This window comes from Ramlibacter sp. GS1-15, from assembly GCF_057785015.1.
Window position 1 is genome coordinate 2,892,946 of record NZ_JBYNTU010000001.1, and the last position, 16,443, is coordinate 2,909,388.

At 67.9% G+C, this 16,443-nt stretch carries 21 protein-coding genes; 11 read left to right on the forward strand and 10 right to left on the reverse strand.

All coding sequences use genetic code 11. From position 1 onward, the window contains the following. Window positions 1-67: 67 nt before the first annotated feature. Window positions 68-1,186 (reverse strand): quinolinate synthase NadA, encoded by a 1,119-nt coding sequence (gene nadA, locus AC3EF3_RS14435; protein ID WP_488532837.1) that lies wholly within the window; start codon window positions 1,184-1,186, stop codon window positions 68-70. A gap of 10 nt (window positions 1,187-1,196) precedes the next feature. Beyond that, window positions 1,197-2,054, reverse strand: a complete 858-nt coding sequence (nadC, locus tag AC3EF3_RS14440) for a carboxylating nicotinate-nucleotide diphosphorylase (protein ID WP_488532838.1) — start codon at window positions 2,052-2,054, stop codon at window positions 1,197-1,199. 72 nt (window positions 2,055-2,126) lie between these two features. Here nadC and AC3EF3_RS14445 point away from each other — a divergent pair, with 72 nt between their 5' ends. Continuing rightward, entirely contained in the window at window positions 2,127-2,444 is a 318-nt protein-coding gene (locus AC3EF3_RS14445; RefSeq protein ID WP_488532839.1) for a thioredoxin family protein, read from the forward strand. On the opposite strand, the gene AC3EF3_RS14450 is transcribed toward AC3EF3_RS14445, so the two are convergent. From AC3EF3_RS14450 to AC3EF3_RS14470, 5 genes are all read right to left on the reverse strand, one after another. After that, entirely contained in the window at window positions 2,437-3,087 is a 651-nt protein-coding gene (locus AC3EF3_RS14450) for a hypothetical protein (protein WP_488532840.1), read from the reverse strand. The genes AC3EF3_RS14445 and AC3EF3_RS14450 overlap by 8 nt on opposite strands. A 59-nt stretch (window positions 3,088-3,146) precedes the next feature. Next, window positions 3,147-4,139 carry an NAD(P)H-dependent glycerol-3-phosphate dehydrogenase gene (locus tag AC3EF3_RS14455; protein WP_488532841.1) on the reverse strand — a complete coding sequence of 331 codons (993 nt, stop codon included), beginning with the start codon at window positions 4,137-4,139 and terminating at the stop codon, window positions 3,147-3,149. A gap of 7 nt (window positions 4,140-4,146) precedes the next feature. Continuing rightward, complete coding sequence (gene secB / locus AC3EF3_RS14460; protein WP_488532842.1) at window positions 4,147-4,626, reverse strand: protein-export chaperone SecB; 480 nt, start codon at window positions 4,624-4,626, stop codon at window positions 4,147-4,149. 72 nt (window positions 4,627-4,698) lie between these two features. After that, a complete protein-coding gene (gene grxC, locus AC3EF3_RS14465) occupies window positions 4,699-4,956 on the reverse strand; it encodes a glutaredoxin 3 (protein WP_488532843.1) in 258 nt (85 codons plus the stop codon). A 10-nt stretch (window positions 4,957-4,966) separates the two neighbouring features. Next, window positions 4,967-5,374 carry a rhodanese-like domain-containing protein gene (locus AC3EF3_RS14470; RefSeq protein WP_488532844.1) on the reverse strand — a complete coding sequence of 136 codons (408 nt, stop codon included), beginning with the start codon at window positions 5,372-5,374 and terminating at the stop codon, window positions 4,967-4,969. Window positions 5,375-5,461: 87 nt separating this feature from the next. Here AC3EF3_RS14470 and gpmA point away from each other — a divergent pair, with 87 nt between their 5' ends. The 3 genes from gpmA (at window position 5,462) to AC3EF3_RS14485 (ending at window position 8,614) form a co-directional block, all read left to right on the forward strand. After that, entirely contained in the window at window positions 5,462-6,211 is a 750-nt protein-coding gene (gpmA, locus tag AC3EF3_RS14475) for a 2,3-diphosphoglycerate-dependent phosphoglycerate mutase (RefSeq protein WP_488533803.1), read from the forward strand. 149 nt (window positions 6,212-6,360) lie between these two features. Further along, on the forward strand, window positions 6,361-7,800 hold the full coding sequence (locus tag AC3EF3_RS14480; RefSeq protein ID WP_488532845.1) for a S41 family peptidase: 1,440 nt from the start codon (window positions 6,361-6,363) through the stop codon (window positions 7,798-7,800). A 64-nt stretch (window positions 7,801-7,864) separates the two neighbouring features. Next, window positions 7,865-8,614 carry a HesA/MoeB/ThiF family protein gene (locus AC3EF3_RS14485; protein WP_488532846.1) on the forward strand — a complete coding sequence of 250 codons (750 nt, stop codon included), beginning with the start codon at window positions 7,865-7,867 and terminating at the stop codon, window positions 8,612-8,614. Between the two features lie 4 nt (window positions 8,615-8,618). Here AC3EF3_RS14485 and AC3EF3_RS14490 read toward each other — a convergent pair whose 3' ends face one another. Further along, a complete protein-coding gene (locus tag AC3EF3_RS14490) occupies window positions 8,619-9,590 on the reverse strand; it encodes an Ldh family oxidoreductase (protein WP_488532847.1) in 972 nt (323 codons plus the stop codon). A 32-nt stretch (window positions 9,591-9,622) separates the two neighbouring features. Further along, window positions 9,623-11,782 (reverse strand): AsmA family protein, encoded by a 2,160-nt coding sequence (locus tag AC3EF3_RS14495; protein WP_488532848.1) that lies wholly within the window; start codon window positions 11,780-11,782, stop codon window positions 9,623-9,625. Between the two features lie 192 nt (window positions 11,783-11,974). Between AC3EF3_RS14495 and AC3EF3_RS14500 the strand changes: the two genes are divergently transcribed. Continuing rightward, window positions 11,975-12,364: a response regulator gene (locus AC3EF3_RS14500; protein WP_488532849.1), complete on the forward strand. Its 390-nt coding sequence runs from the start codon at window positions 11,975-11,977 to the stop codon at window positions 12,362-12,364. 4 nt (window positions 12,365-12,368) lie between these two features. Here the strand turns inward: AC3EF3_RS14500 and AC3EF3_RS14505 are convergent, their stop codons facing one another. After that, window positions 12,369-13,001, reverse strand: a complete 633-nt coding sequence (locus AC3EF3_RS14505) for a response regulator (RefSeq protein WP_488532850.1) — start codon at window positions 12,999-13,001, stop codon at window positions 12,369-12,371. Between the two features lie 99 nt (window positions 13,002-13,100). Here AC3EF3_RS14505 and AC3EF3_RS14510 point away from each other — a divergent pair, with 99 nt between their 5' ends. The 6 genes from AC3EF3_RS14510 to AC3EF3_RS14535 all read left to right on the forward strand — a co-directional run bounded on the left by AC3EF3_RS14510 (window position 13,101) and on the right by AC3EF3_RS14535 (window position 16,420). Beyond that, entirely contained in the window at window positions 13,101-14,459 is a 1,359-nt protein-coding gene (locus AC3EF3_RS14510; RefSeq protein WP_488532851.1) for a CHASE3 domain-containing protein, read from the forward strand. A 190-nt stretch (window positions 14,460-14,649) separates the two neighbouring features. Then, window positions 14,650-14,814 carry a DUF1328 domain-containing protein gene (locus AC3EF3_RS14515; RefSeq protein ID WP_488532852.1) on the forward strand — a complete coding sequence of 55 codons (165 nt, stop codon included), beginning with the start codon at window positions 14,650-14,652 and terminating at the stop codon, window positions 14,812-14,814. A gap of 37 nt (window positions 14,815-14,851) precedes the next feature. After that, window positions 14,852-15,172: a hypothetical protein gene (locus AC3EF3_RS14520; RefSeq protein WP_488532853.1), complete on the forward strand. Its 321-nt coding sequence runs from the start codon at window positions 14,852-14,854 to the stop codon at window positions 15,170-15,172. Window positions 15,173-15,197: 25 nt separating this feature from the next. Then, window positions 15,198-15,575, forward strand: coding sequence for a hypothetical protein (locus AC3EF3_RS14525; protein WP_488532854.1), 378 nt, complete (start codon window positions 15,198-15,200; stop codon window positions 15,573-15,575). Beyond that, window positions 15,572-16,018 carry a hypothetical protein gene (locus AC3EF3_RS14530; protein ID WP_488532855.1) on the forward strand — a complete coding sequence of 149 codons (447 nt, stop codon included), beginning with the start codon at window positions 15,572-15,574 and terminating at the stop codon, window positions 16,016-16,018. The genes AC3EF3_RS14525 and AC3EF3_RS14530 overlap by 4 nt, the downstream gene beginning before the upstream one ends. 87 nt (window positions 16,019-16,105) lie before the next feature. Next, window positions 16,106-16,420: a BON domain-containing protein gene (locus AC3EF3_RS14535; RefSeq protein ID WP_488532856.1), complete on the forward strand. Its 315-nt coding sequence runs from the start codon at window positions 16,106-16,108 to the stop codon at window positions 16,418-16,420. The last annotated feature ends 23 nt before the right edge of the window (window positions 16,421-16,443 follow it).

Consider the following 16,443-nt stretch of genomic DNA (forward strand, 5'->3'; position numbering starts at 1 on the left):
GCCACCGTGGCGCGTCCGGACAATGTCGGCCCGCGAGGCCGCATTTCGACAGATCACCCGGGAAATTTCAAGCCGCGCCGATGTTGGGCACCAGCGCCCCGGCCGGCTGGCCGTTCTTCAGCGCCGCCGTGAAGGCCAGCATGCGGTCGATCGGCACGCGCGCGCGGTCGACGATGGACTCGTCCACGAAGATTTCGTTGATGCCGGTCTCAAGCACATGGGCCAGGCCCGCCAGACCGTTCATCGCCATCCACGGGCAATGCGCACAGCTCTTGCACGTCGCGCTGTTGCCGGCCGTCGGTGCCTCGTAGAAGACCTTGCCCGGGTTCAGCGTGCGCAACTTGTGCATCATCCCGTTGTCCGTGGCGACGATGAACTCCTTCGCGTCCATCTCGCGCGCGGCCTTCAGGATGCCCGAGGTCGAGCCCACCGCGTCCGCCAGCGCGACCACTTCGGCCGGCGACTCCGGGTGCACCAGCACTTTCGCGCCCGGGTGCTCGCGCTTGAGCGCCTCCAGCTCGAAGGACTTGAACTCGTCGTGCACGATGCACGAGCCGTTCCAGAACACCATGTCCGCACCGGTCTCGCGCTGGATGTAGTGGCCCAGGTGCTTGTCGGGCGCCCACAGGATCTTGTGGCCCTTCTCGGCCAGCGCGCGCACGATGTCCACCGCGCAGCTCGAGGTGACGAGCCAGTCCGATCGCGCCTTCACCGCGGCGCTGGTGTTCGCGTACACGACCACGGTGCGATCCGGGTGCTGGTCGCAGAAGGCGGAGAACTCGTCGGCCGGGCAGCCGAGGTCGAGCGAGCAGGTCGCGTCGAGGTCGGGCATCAGCACGCGCTTGTGCGGCGACAGGATCTTCGAGGTCTCGCCCATGAAGCGCACGCCCGAGACGATCAGCGTGCTGGCCGGGTGGTCACGGCCGAAGCGCGCCATTTCCAGCGAATCGGAGACGATGCCGCCGGTCTCCTCGGCCAGGTCCTGCAGGTCGGGGTGCACGTAGTAGTGCGACACCATCACCGCATTGCGCTCCTTCAGCAGCCGGCGGATCTTGTCCTTCAGCTGCGCACGCTCGCCGGGCGACGGCTCGACCGGCACCCGCGCCCACGCGAAGCGCGTGTCGCAGGTGCCCGCCGGCAGCGGGTGTTCGTATTCGACGTCCTTGATGGGGATGACGGCAGCCATATCGTTCTCGTCAGATTCCGCTGAAGCGCATCGAGTAGTCGGTCGCCTTCACGTCTTTCGTGAGCGCCCCGATGGAAATGCGGTCGACGCCGGTTTCGGCAAGGGCGCGCACGCTCTCGAGTGTGACCCCGCCGGAGATCTCCAGGATCGCCCGGCCGGCGTTGATGCGCACGGCCTCATGCAAGCTCGCGAGCGGCATGTTGTCCAGCAGGACCATTTTCGCGCCCGCTGCCAAGGCTTCCTGTAGCTGGGCCAGCGTTTCGACCTCGATTTCCACGAACTTCGCCCCGGCCGCCACGCGCGCGGCCGCCAGCGCGGCCGTGACGCCGCCGGCGGCCGCGATATGGTTCTCCTTGATCAGCACCGCATCGAACAGGCCGATGCGGTGGTTCGTCCCCCCGCCCACGCGCACCGCGTATTTCTGCGCCAGGCGCAGGCCCGGCAGCGTTTTGCGGGTATCGACGATCTGCGCGCGCGTGCCTCGCACCGCTTCGACGTAGGTGGCCGTCTTCGTCGCCACGGCGCTGAGCAGCTGCAGGAAGTTCAGCGCGGCGCGCTCGGCCGTGAGCAGCGATCGCGCCGGGCCTTCGATCTCGAGCACGAAATCATTGGCGGCGCAGCGCTGGCCTTCGTCGACCAGCCAGCGCGGATGCAGCGCCGGATCGACCTGGCGCAGGGTCGCCTCGACCCAGGGGCGTCCACACACGACGGCAGCTTCGCGCGCGAGCACGCGGGCCGACGCGCGCCGGCCCGGTTCGACGAGCGACGCCGTGAGGTCGCCCGCCCCGACGTCTTCGCGCAGTGCGCGTGCAGCGTCTTCATCCGCCGTGGCGGCCAACGCCTGCAGCTCAGGGGAAACGGAAGTCATTGGCAGAGCATAGCGGCATCGCGATCGCCCCATCGGCCCTGCGGCTGGCGGGCCTGTGGCACAGTGACGATCATGATGGAAAGCTACACGGCCGACGCCCCCTCCCGCGACGAGGTCGACGCCCTGCCGGGGCCGGTGGTGCTCGAGTTCGGCACCTCCTGGTGCGGCTGGTGCCGGGGGGCCCAGCCGCTCATTCGCGCCGCAATGACGCGGCACGAAGGCGTGAAGCACATCAAGGTGGAAGACGGGCCGGGCCGGCCGCTGGGCCGGTCGTTCGGCGTGAAGCTGTGGCCGACGCTCATCTTCATGAAGGACGGGCGCGAGGTCGAGCGCGTGACGCGGCCCGGAAGCGGGACCGCCCTGGAGGCGGCCCTTGCGAAGATCACTTGACGGCGAAGCAGTAGAGCAGGCCGCCGCTGCCGCTCACGGCCAGCTCCGGCAGGCTGCAGCCGCGGGTCTTGTGCGAGGAGTTCCAGGACGCGTTCGCGACCGGGTCGGGATTGGTGCCCTTGCGGTCGAAGTGGCCCACCATCGCCGTGTTCCCGGAGCCTGCGGTCCAGTTGCTGCACGTGGCGCCGGCGATGGCGCGGCCGTCGGGCGTGGAGCCGGTCATGATGTCGTGCGTGTTGGGCGAGTCGCCCGATCCGTTGACGATGCCGCCCTTCTCGTTCAGGCCGTTCTGCTTGTCGATCCTGTTGCCGGTGCCGTGCAACTCGTCGAGGTTGGACGCGATGAGCACGCCCCTGGCGTTGTACCAGGGTCCTTGGCCGATGCGGTCGCGCGCGTTGACCTGCGGCTTGCCGTCCGATCCATCGGTGCTCAGGTACGCGTGCCAGGTCTTGTTGCCCACCCCCGCTGCAGTCGCGAGCTTCTGGCAGTACGAGTCGGCGCCTTCGAGGCCGCCGAGGTCACCCCCTTGGCCCGGGTTGACGCTGGTGATGAAGAAACTCATGGACTTGTCGTCCATCGCCTTCGTCGCGCAGGCAGCGAGCGTGGCAGCCGCGATGGCGGCAATCAGCAAGGGGTGGCGCATGGGGTGGGCTCCTTCGTGTTGTTCGAAGGGGCAGGCTACCGCAAGCGCTGAAAGTTTGCCTAGCGGGTTTCCGGCACCGGCTCGCGTGCCATCAGCTCGGCCACGGCGTCCTGCGGCTTGAGCTGTCCCGACAGGAGCCCGACCACCGCGCGCGAGATCGGCATGTCGACGCCGAGCCGCTCGCCACGCGCGACCACGGCGCGCGCGCAATGCACACCTTCCGCTACGTGACCGAGCGAGGCCGTCGCCTGCGCGAGCGACTGCCCTTGCGCCAGCAGCAGGCCGACGCGCCGGTTGCGGCTGAGGTCGCCGGTGGCGGTGAGGACGAGATCGCCCAGCCCCGACAGGCCCATGAACGTCTCGGCGCGCGCACCCAGCGCCACGCCCAGGCGCGTCATCTCCGCCAGGCCGCGCGTGATGAGCGCCGCACGCGCGTTCAGTCCGAGCCCGAGCCCGTCGCACAGGCCGGTGGCGATGGCCAGCACGTTCTTCACCGCGCCGCCCACCTCGACGCCCGTGATGTCGTCGTTCGCGTAGACGCGCAGGCCCTGCCCGTGGAAAGCCGAAACGAGCAGGTCGCGCACGCCTTCGTGCACGCTCGCCGCGACCAGGGCCGTGGGACGGCCACGCGCGACCTCATCGGCGAAGCTGGGCCCGCTCAGCACGCCGGCCTGCAGCGAAGGCGCAACCTGGGCTTGCACCTCGTGGCCGAGCGAACCCTCCACGCCGGAGCTCTCGAAACCCTTGCACAGCCACGCCACGGGCTTCGGCTGCGCCGCAAGCTGCTGCAGCATCTCGCGCAATCCGGCCATCGGGGTGGCGATCACGGCCAGGTCGCTCGCGGACGCCAGCGCGGGGATGGACGTGCCGGATTCGACGCGGATGCCCCCCGGCAGCGGGATGCCCGGGAGATAGCGGCGATTCTCGCGCTCGCGCTGGAGCGCCTGCGCCTGCCCGCCATCCCGCGCCCACAGCACGAGCTCGTGGCGGGCCGCCGCGTTCACCGCCAGGGCCGTGCCCCAGGCCCCGGCCCCGAACACGGCGATCTTCATCGCGGCCTCAGGCCGTGGTGATGATCGACGACGGCTGGGCCGCTTCCTGCTGCGCGAGCTGCGACTGTTGCTGCTGCTCGTACATCGACTGGAAATTGAGTTCGGCCAGGTGCACCGGCGGGAAGCCGGCGCGCGTGACGATGTCGGCCACGGTGGCGCGCAGGTACGGGTACACGATCTGCGGGCAGGCGATGCCCAGGATCGGGCCCATCTGGTCCTGCGGCAGGTTGCGGATCTCGAAGATGCCGGCCTGCTTGGCCTCGACCAGGAACACCGTCTTGTCCTTGATCTTGGTGGTCACGGTGGCGGTGACGCACACTTCCCACACGCCGTCGGCGGCCGGCTGGGCTTCGACGCCAAGCTGGATTTCGACGGCCGGCTGCTCCTGCTCGAGCAGGATCGCGGGCGAATTGGGCTGTTCCAGGGACGCTTCCTTCAGGTAGACGCGCTGGATCTGGAAGACGGGGTCTTGTTGCTGTTCAGCCATGGCTTTCTTTCGATGAACAAAGGCCCGCCTCGGCAAGGCCGGAAGCGGGCCGGATTTCGGCGTAGACGCCGATTATCCCCGAAGCAAAGGCTCGAGCCCGCCGCGCTGGTCGAGCGCGACGAGGTCGTCGCAGCCGCCCACATGGGTTTCGCCGATGAAGATCTGCGGGACGGTGCGCCGGCCGGTGATCTCCATCATCCTGGAGCGCTCCTGCGGGCTGAGGTCGACACGGATCTCGTCGATGGCGTCAACGCCCTTGGACTTGAGGATCTGCTTGGCGCGGATGCAGTAGGGGCAAACCGCGGTGGTGTACATCTTGACGGGCTGCATGGGCTCCAATTCACGCCTTCTCGACAGGAAGGTTAGCGTCTTTCCACGCTTTCAGCCCGCCGGCCAGGGCTTGGGCCTGCTCGTAACCGAGTTTCCTGGCGGTGCCCAGCGCCTTTTGCGCGCGTGTGCCAGTGCCGCACACCAGGATCAGCGGCAACGATTTGTTCTTGACCACCTGGGGCAGGCGCTCGGCCAGCTGCGCCAGGGGCACGTTGCGCGCCCCGCCGATGTGCCCTTGCGCGAACTCCTCGGGCTCGCACACGTCGACCACCACGGCCCGCTCGCGGTTGATCAATTGCACGGCTTCGTTCGTGCTCACGCCCCTGGCCGTGGCACCCTGGATCACGGGCCACAGCAGCATGGCGCCGGCGACGAGCGCGACCGCGATGAGCATCCAGTTGTCGATCACAAATTTCACTTCGGTTCCTTGTCGAATTCCCGCGGGCAACCCGGGATTCTAAAATGCATGGTTTTGCCCGGCATTCCCAAGGCCAAGTCCCCCACCATGTACAAGCTCGTGCTGATCCGCCACGGCGAATCGACCTGGAATCTCGAGAACCGATTCACCGGCTGGACCGACGTCCCCCTCACGAAGACCGGCATCGACCAGGCCAAGGCCGCCGGCCGGCTGCTGCGCGAGCAGGGCTGGGATTTCGACCTGTGCTACACGAGCGTCCTCAAGCGCGCCACGCACACCTTGTGGCACTGCCTGGACGAACTGGACCGCACGTGGCTGCCGGTGATGCACTCGTGGCGCCTGAACGAGCGCCATTACGGGGCGCTGCAAGGCCTGAACAAGGCCGAGACGGCCAGGAAGTACGGTGACGAGCAGGTGCTGGTCTGGCGCCGCAGCTACGACACGCCACCGCCGGCGCTGGACGCGGACGACCCGCGCAGCGAGCGCAAGGACCGCCGCTACGCGAGCCTGCCCGATTCGCAGTTTCCCTTGACCGAGTGCCTGAAGGACACTGTAGCGCGCGTGCTGCCCTTCTGGAACGAGGCCATGGCCCCCGCCATCCGCGCCGGCAAGCGGGTGCTGGTCTCGGCCCACGGCAACTCGATGCGCGCCCTCGTGAAATACCTGGATGGCATTTCCGACAGCGACATCGTCGGCCTGAACATCCCCAACGGCATCCCGCTGGTGTACGAACTGGATCGCGACCTGAAGCCGATTCGCCACTACTACCTGGGCGACGAGGAGGCGGTGGCGAAGGCCGCGGCGGCCGTCGCGAACCAGGGCAAAGCCGCGGCCTAGTCCGAAGGGACGGGGCCCGATCGGGAACCAATCCCGGGACTTTTGCACGCACTCTGGCGAACATGCCGGGAACCCCGGGGTAACGATTGCGTCATATCGTCTTCCCAGGTGTATATTTTCCCGACGACGAGAGGACTGGACCCTTCCCAATGAGCCACAAATTGAAGATTGCCGGCTGGATTTCCGTAGGCGCAGTAGCCGGCGCGCTGACGACCGTGTCGTTGCAGACGGTGGCTCGCGGGTCGCTCACGCCGCTGCCGCTCGAGGAGCTGCAGCAGATGGCCGCGGTCTTCGGCATGATCAAGACCGACTACGTGGAGCCGGTCGACGAGCACAAGCTCATCCAGGACGCGATCGCCGGCATGGTGGCCAGCCTGGATCCGCACTCGCAGTATTTCGACAAGAAGTCCTTCAAGGAATTCAAGGAAGGCACGTCGGGCCGCTTCGTCGGCGTCGGCATCGAGATCTCGCAGGAAGACGGCCTGGTGAAGGTCGTTTCGCCGATCGAGGGCTCGCCCGCCTTCCGCGCGGGCCTCAAGCCCAATGACCTGATCACCAAGATCGACGACAGCGCCGTCAAGGGCCTGACGCTGTCCGAGGCCGTGAAGAAGATGCGCGGCGAGCCGGGCACGAAGGTGATGCTCACGATCTTCCGCAAGGAAGAGAACCGCAGCTTCCCGGTCACGATCACGCGCGAGGAAATCCGCACGCAGTCCGTCAAGGCCAAGGTGATCGAGCCCGGCTACGGCTGGATCCGCCTGTCGCAGTTCCAGGAACGCACCGTCGACGACTTCGTCAAGAAGGTCGAGGAGATGTACCGCCAGGACCCGAACATCAAGGGCATGGTGCTCGACCTGCGCAACGACCCGGGCGGCCTGCTCGACGCGGCCGTCGCGATCTCCTCGGCGTTCCTGCCCGAGAACGTGACGGTGGTGTCCACCAACGGCCAGCTGGCCGAGAGCAAGTTCACCTACAAGGCCGCGCCCGAGTACTACCAGCGCCACGCCGGGGCCGACCCGCTGCGCCGCCTGCCCGCCGCGCTCAAGACCGTGCCGCTGGTCGTGCTGGTCAACGAAGGCTCCGCCTCGGCGAGCGAGATCGTGGCCGGCGCCCTGCAGGACCACCACCGCGCCACAATCCTGGGCAGCCAGACCTTCGGCAAGGGCTCGGTGCAGACCGTGCGCCCGCTCGGCCCCGACACGGGCCTGAAGATCACCACGGCGCGCTACTACACGCCGAGCGGCCGCTCGATCCAGGCCAAGGGCATCGTGCCCGACGTGATGGTCGACGAGACGCAGGAAGGCAACGTCTTCTCGTTGCTGCGCACCCGCGAGGCGGACCTCGAGAAGCACCTCTCGAGCGGCCAGGGCGCGGAAGTGAAGGACCCGGCGATCGAAAGGATGCGCGAGGAAGCGCGCAAGAAGGCCGAGGAGGAAGCCAAGAAGGGCCCGATCGATCGCAAGATCCCCGAGTACGGCACCGACAAGGACTTCCAGCTCGTGCAGGCGATCAACCAGCTCAAGGGCCGACCGGTGCTCGTGAGCAAGACGCAGGTGGTCGAGAGCAAGCTGGAGAAGAAGGACAACTGACCGTCCTTCCCCCGACGGAAGAGCCGGCGCCCGCCGGCTCTTTTGTTTGCTCCACAATCGGCGCATGACCGACGAGCAACTCCTTCGCTATTCGCGCCACATCCTGCTGGAGGAGATCGGCGTGGAAGGCCAGGAGCGCATCATGGCCTCGCATGCGCTCGTGATCGGCGCGGGGGGGCTGGGCTCGCCGGTGGCGCTGTACCTGGGCACGGCAGGCGTCGGGCGCATCACGCTGGTCGACCACGACAGCGTGGACCTCACCAACCTGCAGCGCCAGATCGCGCACAACATGGCGCGCGTGGGCCAGCCCAAGGCCCTCTCGGCGCAGGAAGGCGTCGCGGCCATCAACCCCGAGGTGCTGGTCAAGCCCGTGGTGGCGCGCGCCGATGCGCAACTGCTGGATGAGCTCGTGCCGCAGGCCGATGTGGTCATCGACTGCTGCGACAACTTCGCGACGCGCCATGCGATCAATGCGGCGTGCGTCGCGCACCGCAAGCCGCTCGTCTCGGGCGCGGCGATCCGCATGGACGGGCAGCTGTCCGTCTTCGACGTCCGCGACGAGAAGTCGCCCTGCTATGCCTGCGTCTTTCCGCCGTCCGCCGATTTCGAAGAGACGCGCTGCGCGACGATGGGCGTGTTCGCGCCCCTGGTCGGCATCGTCGGCGCCATGCAGGCCGCCGAGGCGCTCAAGCTGCTCGCGCAGACCGGCGAATCGCTCGCGGGGCGCCTGCAGATGCTGGACGGCCGCGCGATGGCGTGGAGCGAGGTGCGGGTGTCGCGGAACATGCGGTGCGAGGTGTGCTCGCGCCGCTGAGTCGTCACAGGCCCGGGGGCAGTTCGATGCCGTCCTGGCGCGCCTTGCGTTCCAGCGCGAGCCTTCTGTCTCCTGCCAGCCGCACGCCCTCATCCACCAGCATCTCGCCGATCAGCGTTTCGATGCGTTCGTCGTAGACCTCCCGGCCCGCGAGCGCGCCGGGGTCGATCAGCAGGAACGCCTGCCCGATGCGCGGACGGTTGCCTTCATCGACGAAGAAACAAGTCGCCTCGAATCCGAGATGCGCGCCCGTGAGCGCCGTGACGAGGATCTCGACGACGAGCGCGAGCATCGCACCCTTCGTGCCGCCGACCGGCAGCATCGAGCCTTCGAGCGCCGCCTTCGCATCGGTCGTGGGCCGTCCGTCCTTGTCGAGCCCCCAGCCCGCGGGGATCGGCTCGCCCTTCTTCGCCGCGACGGCGATCCTGCCGCGCGCGACTTCCGACAGCGACAGGTCGATCATCAGCGGATCACGACCGTTGCGCGGGAAGATCGCGGCGAGCGGGTTGGTACCGAAGATCGCATGCTTGCCACCCGCAGCGGGCATCGCGGCGGGCGAATTGGCGAAGCCGAGCCCGACCAGTCCAGCGGCCGCGGCCGGACGCAAATGGTCGACGAGCACACCCGCGTGATGACTGTTCGTCACACCCGCAAAGCACACGCCGAACTTCTTCGCGACCTGGATGCCTCGTGCGATCGCCAGTTCGCACGCGGGGAACGCCAGGCCCTCTTTCGCATCGACCAGCAGGGCCGCGCCGTGCTCGCGCGCGATCGCCGCTTCGGCCTCGCCATTGACGCGGCCCAGGCGCAGGTGCATCGCGTATTGCGCGACACGTGCGAGCCCGTGCGATGCGATGCCTTGCGCCTCGGCGCGCACCAGCGCAAGCGCCGTGCTCACGGCCATCGCCTCGCTCGCACCCGCGGCCTCCAGCTGCGCGGCCGCGCGTCGCACCGCCTCGTCGAAAGGAACCTTCATGCGGACCCGTACACTCGAATGAGGAAGCCAGTCTACTTCGTGGGAGCGGGCGCGGGAGCGGGCAGCGGGTTCTCGATGTTCGGCTCGTTCTTCTTCTTCGGCGCGCCCAGCCCCATGATGCCCATGCGCTGGGTTTCCTCCTGCTGCTTGGCCATCGCCTCGGTGGTACCGCGCAAGTCGCTCTTCGGGTTGGCCGCCTCCTGCAGGATCGCGCCGCAGGGCGCGTCTTCCCCGGGGCCGGTCTCGATCGTCGCGGCCAGCGCCAGCAGCGGGTTCACGGCGCCGAGCGCGAGGGCGGCCGCGCCGCGCCCCATCAAGGCCTTCTTGTCGGGCGAGATTTTCGGCGCGCCGAAGGTGCCGCCGATGTTGATCGGCGAGCGCAGGCTGAGGATGCTCTTGTCCTTCGGGTAGGGATAGAGCCACAGGTCCAGTTGTTCGTTCGCGAAGTTCGCCGTGCCCTTGCCGTAGACCACGGTGTCCGTCGTGTCGAGCACGACGGCACGTGTCGTCATGTGGCCGTCCTTCACGTCGAACGACGTGGCGCCGCAGCGCACCCGCACGTCCTTGTCGCCCCCCATGAGGAATTTCAGGATTTCGCGCCCGTCCAGCCCCATCAGCTCCAGCAGCAGGTTGCTGATCTGCCCCTGCCCCATGATGAGGGCCACGTTGCCGCTGGAGCCGCCCAGCATCTGCGCCGCGCTGTTGCCGCGCCCTTTCAGGTCGATGTCGCCGTAGATGCGGCCGAAGCTGTTCTTCGTCACCTGCGCATCGCGAATCAGCTTTCGCAGGTCGAGCCCGCGCGCCGCGAGCTTGGTCTCCACCACGGCGGGATTGCCGTGGCCGTCGATGCGCAGGCGCCCGCGCAGCGAGCCGCCGGCAAAACCGAGGTCCAAGGGCTCGAGGTTCAGCACGCCGTTTTCCAGCCGCACGCGCACGCTGCCGCGTTCCAGCGGCAAGTGCTGCAGGTTCGTGATCTTCGCCGCGGCATAACTGACTTCCGCGTTCATCGCCTTGAGCCGCGCGAGGTCGATCGGCTTGTTCGGCAGCACCTTGCGATCCGGGTCGCGCGGCGGCTTCTTCGCCTTCGCGCGCGGGTTGCCGGTTTCAGCCTTCGCCTGCGCATCGGCGACCTTCTCCACCTTCGGCCCGCGCGGCCTTTCCTCGAGCCCCACCAGCGGGGCGAGGTCATTGAAATCGAGGAGCTGCGATTTCAGCTGTCCCGCCAGGTGCGGCACCTGCTTCGCCTTGTCGAACGACAGCTCGCCGGCGATGTCGCTGGACCCGAGCTTGCCGCGGATGTCCTGCACGTGCCAGACCTCGCCCTGCTTGGCCACCTTGCCGTGCACCGTGTAGTGCGGCGTATCGGGCAACACGACGCCGAGCAGTTTGTACAGGTCCGCGAGGTTCCTGCCCTGCAGGTCGACCACGGCATCGGCGCCTTCGATCGTGGCGAGGCTGGCGATGTTGCCGCGCGCCACGAGGCGAGTCGCGCCCGCGCTCGCATCGATCTCGATCGGGAAGGGGGTCTGCAGGGGCGCACTCAGGTACAGGATGTTGCCCGTGCGGCCCTTGGCCGTGAACGGCTCCTTCTGCCATGTCCCCTTCGCGCTGAATTGCAGCGGCAGCGGATCGCCGCCGGCGCGGCGCGTCGCGTCGATCGCGAAATCGGTGCGGATGTCGGCCTCGTGCGCCGGCGCGATGAAATGCAGGGTGCCTTCATCAACCTCCAGCGCGCCGATGTCGGGCACGTTGCGCCTGTTGCCGGTGTCCTTGCCGAGCGCCCAGCTGCGCCGCCCATCGGGCTCCACCTGCAGGCCGAGTTCGGGCTTGCGCAGCGCGATGCGCGGCAGCACGAACCGGCGATGCGCGATCAGCGGCCACAGGCGGATGTCGATCTCGCCGCTTTCGGCCCTCACCAGGTACGGGTCCTTCGCCCAGTCCGGATTCGCGAACTCGATGCCGTCGGCCAGGATGCGCGTCGTGCGGCCCAGCTGGACGTCGAGCCGGCGCGTGATTGCGAAGTGGCGGCCGGTGCGTTCGCTGACGTAGCGATTGACGGGACCTCGCAGCTGGTCCCACGGAAAGAACACCACCAGCAGCACCAATGCCACGACGATGGCGAGCAGCACGACCAGCACCTTCGCCCACCGGGGGCGGCCGCGGAACAGGGGATGATGCGCGGCGGTGTCCATGATCGTGCCAGTCTGCGCGGCGTCGGGCAGCGAGGCCGGTCAGTGACGCTTGGGAGACCCTGTAGTCGCTGCCTTACGGCGTAGGAAACTTCCTACGGCGCCCGCGTGGAGCGGCTGGCACAATCATCGGCTCAGTGGGAGGGACACACTGACCGACATCCGAGCAGCAGCCCATGTCGCTGCAGTTCACCCGTGCAATTGCGAACCTACATCGTCGAAGACAACGCCACCATCCGCGAGAACCTGATCGGCGCACTCGAGGAGCTGGCCTCCATCGAGTCGCTGGGCTGGGCCGAGACGGAAAACGATGCCAGGCAATGGCTCGCCCGGCATGAAGGCCGGTGGGACCTCGCCATCGTGGACCTGTTCCTGAAGCAAGGCAGCGGCCTGGGCGTACTGGAAGCCTGCCGCGATCGCGACCCCGGCCGCCATGTGGTCGTCCTCAGCAACTACGCGACCGCGGACATGCGCACGCGCTGCGAGCAGCTCGGTGCCGACGCCGTGTTCGACAAATCCAATGAGATCGACGCCCTCGTCGAGTACTGCATCGCGCTGCACGATGCCCCGCAGCCGCGTGCTTGAGGCATCAATCGATCAGCTTGTTCTTCAGCGCGTAGTAGGTCAGGTCGCTGTTCGAGGCCAGATTCATTTTCTCCATGAGCCGCGTGCGGTACGTGCTCACGGTCTTCACCGACAGCGACAGCGCCTTGGCGATTTCGCCGGCGGTTTCGCCCTTGGCGAGCTTGAGGAAGACCTGGAACTCGCGTTCCGACAGCTGCTCGTGGGGGGCGCCGCCCTCCTTGCGGTTGAGCTGCTGCGCGAGCAGCTCCGCGACGGCGGGCGAGATGTAGCGGCGGCCGAGGGCGATGGTGCGGATCGCGTTGACGATCTCCATCGGCTCGCATTCCTTGTTGAGGTAGCCGCTCGCGCCCTGCCGGATGAGGTTCATCGCGTAATGTTCTTCGGGATACCCGGAAAGGATGAGGATGCCGACATCCGGCGCCTTGGCGCGGATCATCCCCAATGCATCGATGCCGCTTTGTCCCGGCATGGAAAGGTCCATCACGAGCACGTCCATCTCGGTGTTGCGCACGAGGTCGATCGCCTCGCGCCCGCTGGCCGCTTCCCCCACGACGCGCAGGTCCACCTGCTCGGAAAAGAATTGCTTGAGGCCCTGTCGCACGATGGCATGGTCATCGACAATCCCGACTCTGATCATGGCTGTTCCTGCCTTCCGTTCAATTGGCGCAACCCCTGGAGGGGCCGTTCAGGCCTGCGCTGATTTTATGCACAACAAGAGCAACAAGGAGTGAATGCCATGCGCAGGTTCGCAATCTCCCGATCCTCGGTCAACCTGGTGCTCGCGCTGCTGGCCGCGCTGTTCCTGGTGGGCATCAACGAAACCGGCTTCCTGCAGTCGAACAAGGCGCTGGACGACATCGCGGCCGCCTCGCGCATCCGCGGCACGCTCAATCGCGTCCTGCAGCTTACTCTCGATGCCGAAACCGGATCGCGCGGCTATCTGCTCACGGGCGATGCGCGCTACCTCGAGCCCTACAACGCGGCGGTGGCCGACATCGGCAGGCAGATCGACACCCTGCGCGCCTTCTACCCGCAGGCCAGCGACGAGGCGCAGATCCTCAACAACCTGCAGTTGAACGTGCAGCGCAAGCTCGCCGAGATGGACCTCTCCGTGCGCATGCGCAAACAGGGCAACGAGGACGCGTGGAAGTTCGTGCTGATGACCGATGTGGGCAAGGAGCACATGGATGCCATCCGTGCCGAGGCCACGAAACTGATCGAGCTCGCGAGCAGCCGCGTCGAGGCGAGCCAGGAGCAGGTGCGCCGCGCGCTGCAGCTTTCGCGCGTCGGCATCGCGCTGGTGACGGCGGCCGCGCTGTTCGCGTTCTACCTGTACCTGCGGGGGACCACGGCGCTGAAGGAAGCGGGCGAGCGCCAGCAGGACGCGCTGCAGCTCGAGCGCGACCTGCTCGAGCGCCAGGTGCGTGACCGCACCGCATCGCTGGCCGAACTCGCGACGCACCTGCAGAACGTGCGCGAAGAAGAGCGCGGCCACCTCGCGCGGGAGCTGCACGACGAACTCGGCGCGCTGCTCACGGCGGCGAAGCTCGATGTGGCACGTCTCAAGTCCCGCCTGGGCCCGCAGGCCGCGCCCGAGGTGACGCAGCGCCTGCAGCACCTGACCGAGGCCCTGAACAGCGGCATCGCGCTGAAGCGCCGCATCATCGAGGACCTGCGGCCGTCGTCGTTGTCGAACCTGGGCCTCAACGCCTCGCTGGAGATCCTGGCGCGCGAGTTCTCGGAGCGCTCCGGCATCGAGGTCGCGACGAACCTCGAACACGTGGAGCTCGACCCGGGCCGGCAGCTCACGGTGTACCGGCTGGTGCAGGAGTCCCTCACCAATGTCGGCAAATACGCGGAGGCCACGCACGTGGAGATCAGCCTGCGCAACTACCGCGGCCACGTCGAAATCGAGATCCACGACGACGGCAAGGGGTTCGACCCGTCGCACACGAGGGCCTCCACGCATGGCCTGGCGGGCATGCGCCACCGCGTCGAAGCGTCCGGCGGGCGGCTGACGATCAAGTCTGCAGTGGGCAGCGGCACCCGCATCGCCGCCGTGCTGCCTGCAACGGTCACCGCGCAGGCGGCCTGACAAACTGCTTCCGATTTTGCCCATCGCGGCGTCGGCCGGTTCCTACAGGACGCGCTCGCGCCTGCCGACAAATACACACGCTTGTGGCTGGCCCACAGCACGGCCGTAGCGCACATACGCTGTGGGTCGAAGGTGCGCAGTGCGCTCGCCTTCGAGCGACGGGCCGCGCGCCCGAAGGAAGGAGTTCCAGATGCTTCACTACGCCATCGTGTTCCTCGTGATCGCATTGATCGCCGCGCTGTTCGGCTTCGGCGGCATTGCCGCCGGCGCTGTCGAGATCGCGAAGATCCTCTTCTTCGTCTTCATCGTGATGGCCGTGGTCGCGTTCGTCATCAGCCTTGGCCGCAAGCCCTAGCCCGGCCGGATTTCTTCAACAACGAGAGGACACCACCATGACAAGTACCCGTTCCGTCCGCGCCGATGTAGGCGGCTATGCCGACGAGGCCCGCGGCCTCGCGTCGCAGGCCCTGGACAGCACGCGCGAGTACGCGAGCCTGGCCGCCGAGAAGGCGAGCGCGCGCATGCGCGACCTGCGCGACAACGTGAAGGACGTCGCGAACCGCGGCGCCAGCAGCGTCGGCGAATACGCACAGGCCACGACCCGCTACATCGCCGAGGAGCCCGTGAAATCGGCGCTGATCGCCGCCGCCATCGGGGCCGCCGTGGCCGGCCTCGTCATCGCGATGCGCCGCTCCAGCCGCACGCGCTACTGACCCGGCCGCACTGAAGGAGCGCGCCATGCCCATGGTCCACCCGATTTTCTCCGTGCTCATCACCCGCCCGGAACTGGTCATGGACCATGTCGCGGGCTACGCAGCGCTGGCGCAGGAAGAGGCTTCGACCGTGGGCGTACAGGTCGCGCGGCGTGCCGTCGCCTGGGGCGTGGCCGCCATCGGGCTGCTGATCTTCCTGATCCTGGCGGGCGTCGCCTGCATGATCGGCGCGACCGGCGAATACCACTGGGCACTGGTCGTGGTGCCGGCCGTGCCGCTGGTGGGCGCGATCGCAGCCTTCCTCGTCGCGCGCAAGCCGCTGCCGTCCACGGCGTTCACCGAGCTGCGCGCGCAGCTCGACGCCGACGCGCAGGCGCTGCGCACGATGGGAGCGGCTTCGTGAGCGGTGCGAGCGACCGGCTCGCACGCTCGCGCCTGGCGATCATCGAGCACGTCTATCGCAAGGAGGCCCGCAAGGACCGCACCGCGCGGGCCGCGCAGCACGTGCAGCCGGACGGCGAGCAATGGGAAGCCGCCCAGGCCGCAGCGGCATCGGGCGGCGGCGGCTGGTTCAGGCGCGTGAAGCGCGCCGCGAAAAGTTACTGGCGCCATCACCCCGCCCGCATGGGCGTGCAGATGGCCAAGCCGGCGCTGGCGAGCTATGCGCGCCAGCACCCGGCGGCGTTCCTCTCGATCGCCGCGGCGGCCGGCGCGATCTTCATGGTCGCGCGGCCGTGGCGGCTGATCTCCGTCACCGGGGTGCTGGTCGCGCTCGCGAAATCGCCCCAGCTCGCCGGCGTCGTGATGTCCGCGATGTCCGGCACCGACTGGGACGAGGAGGCGTAAGGAATGGGAGACGCGAGCCGGTAGGCGTGGTGCCGCAGACCGGCGAGCTTGTGAGCCTGGGCACCGAACAACCTCAAAGGAGAAACCATGAACTACACAAGAGCCCTCGCCATCGCGGTCCTCGCCGGTGCCACCCTGGCCGGCACGGGCTGCTCGGTCATGCGCGGCCAGGAAACCGCGGGCACGTACGTCGACGACACCGCCATCACCACGGCCGTGAAGGCGAAATTCGTCGAAGACAAGACCGTGGACGCCGCCGCGATCAAGGTCGAGACGCTGAACGGCACCGTGCAGCTGTCGGGCTTCGCGAAGTCCGCGGCCGAGAAGCAGCAGGCCGAGAACATCGCCCGCAACACCAAGGGGGTGCGCCGGGTCGAGAACAACCTGAGCGTGCGTCCGTAACGGTCGCCCACGGGGCCGCGGGG

What these genes read in the sequence shown, in the direction of transcription:
- AC3EF3_RS14505 (WP_488532850.1), bottom strand. Translation starts at nt 13,001, where the DNA reads ATGATCAGAGTCGGGATTGTCGATGACCATGCCATCGTGCGACAGGGC.
- AC3EF3_RS14535 (WP_488532856.1), top strand. Translation starts at nt 16,106, where the DNA reads ATGAACTACACAAGAGCCCTCGCCATCGCGGTCCTCGCCGGTGCCACC.
- nadA (WP_488532837.1), bottom strand. Translation starts at nt 1,186, where the DNA reads ATGGCTGCCGTCATCCCCATCAAGGACGTCGAATACGAACACCCGCTG.
- AC3EF3_RS14520 (WP_488532853.1), top strand. Translation starts at nt 14,852, where the DNA reads ATGACAAGTACCCGTTCCGTCCGCGCCGATGTAGGCGGCTATGCCGAC.
- secB (WP_488532842.1), bottom strand. Translation starts at nt 4,626, where the DNA reads ATGGCTGAACAGCAACAAGACCCCGTCTTCCAGATCCAGCGCGTCTAC.
- AC3EF3_RS14525 (WP_488532854.1), top strand. Translation starts at nt 15,198, where the DNA reads ATGCCCATGGTCCACCCGATTTTCTCCGTGCTCATCACCCGCCCGGAA.
- grxC (WP_488532843.1), bottom strand. Translation starts at nt 4,956, where the DNA reads ATGCAGCCCGTCAAGATGTACACCACCGCGGTTTGCCCCTACTGCATC.
- AC3EF3_RS14495 (WP_488532848.1), bottom strand. Translation starts at nt 11,782, where the DNA reads ATGGACACCGCCGCGCATCATCCCCTGTTCCGCGGCCGCCCCCGGTGG.
- nadC (WP_488532838.1), bottom strand. Translation starts at nt 2,054, where the DNA reads ATGACTTCCGTTTCCCCTGAGCTGCAGGCGTTGGCCGCCACGGCGGAT.
- AC3EF3_RS14480 (WP_488532845.1), top strand. Translation starts at nt 6,361, where the DNA reads ATGAGCCACAAATTGAAGATTGCCGGCTGGATTTCCGTAGGCGCAGTA.
- AC3EF3_RS14485 (WP_488532846.1), top strand. Translation starts at nt 7,865, where the DNA reads ATGACCGACGAGCAACTCCTTCGCTATTCGCGCCACATCCTGCTGGAG.
- AC3EF3_RS14515 (WP_488532852.1), top strand. Translation starts at nt 14,650, where the DNA reads ATGCTTCACTACGCCATCGTGTTCCTCGTGATCGCATTGATCGCCGCG.
- AC3EF3_RS14510 (WP_488532851.1), top strand. Translation starts at nt 13,101, where the DNA reads ATGCGCAGGTTCGCAATCTCCCGATCCTCGGTCAACCTGGTGCTCGCG.
- AC3EF3_RS14445 (WP_488532839.1), top strand. Translation starts at nt 2,127, where the DNA reads ATGATGGAAAGCTACACGGCCGACGCCCCCTCCCGCGACGAGGTCGAC.
- AC3EF3_RS14450 (WP_488532840.1), bottom strand. Translation starts at nt 3,087, where the DNA reads ATGCGCCACCCCTTGCTGATTGCCGCCATCGCGGCTGCCACGCTCGCT.
- AC3EF3_RS14455 (WP_488532841.1), bottom strand. Translation starts at nt 4,139, where the DNA reads ATGAAGATCGCCGTGTTCGGGGCCGGGGCCTGGGGCACGGCCCTGGCG.
- AC3EF3_RS14490 (WP_488532847.1), bottom strand. Translation starts at nt 9,590, where the DNA reads ATGAAGGTTCCTTTCGACGAGGCGGTGCGACGCGCGGCCGCGCAGCTG.
- gpmA (WP_488533803.1), top strand. Translation starts at nt 5,462, where the DNA reads ATGTACAAGCTCGTGCTGATCCGCCACGGCGAATCGACCTGGAATCTC.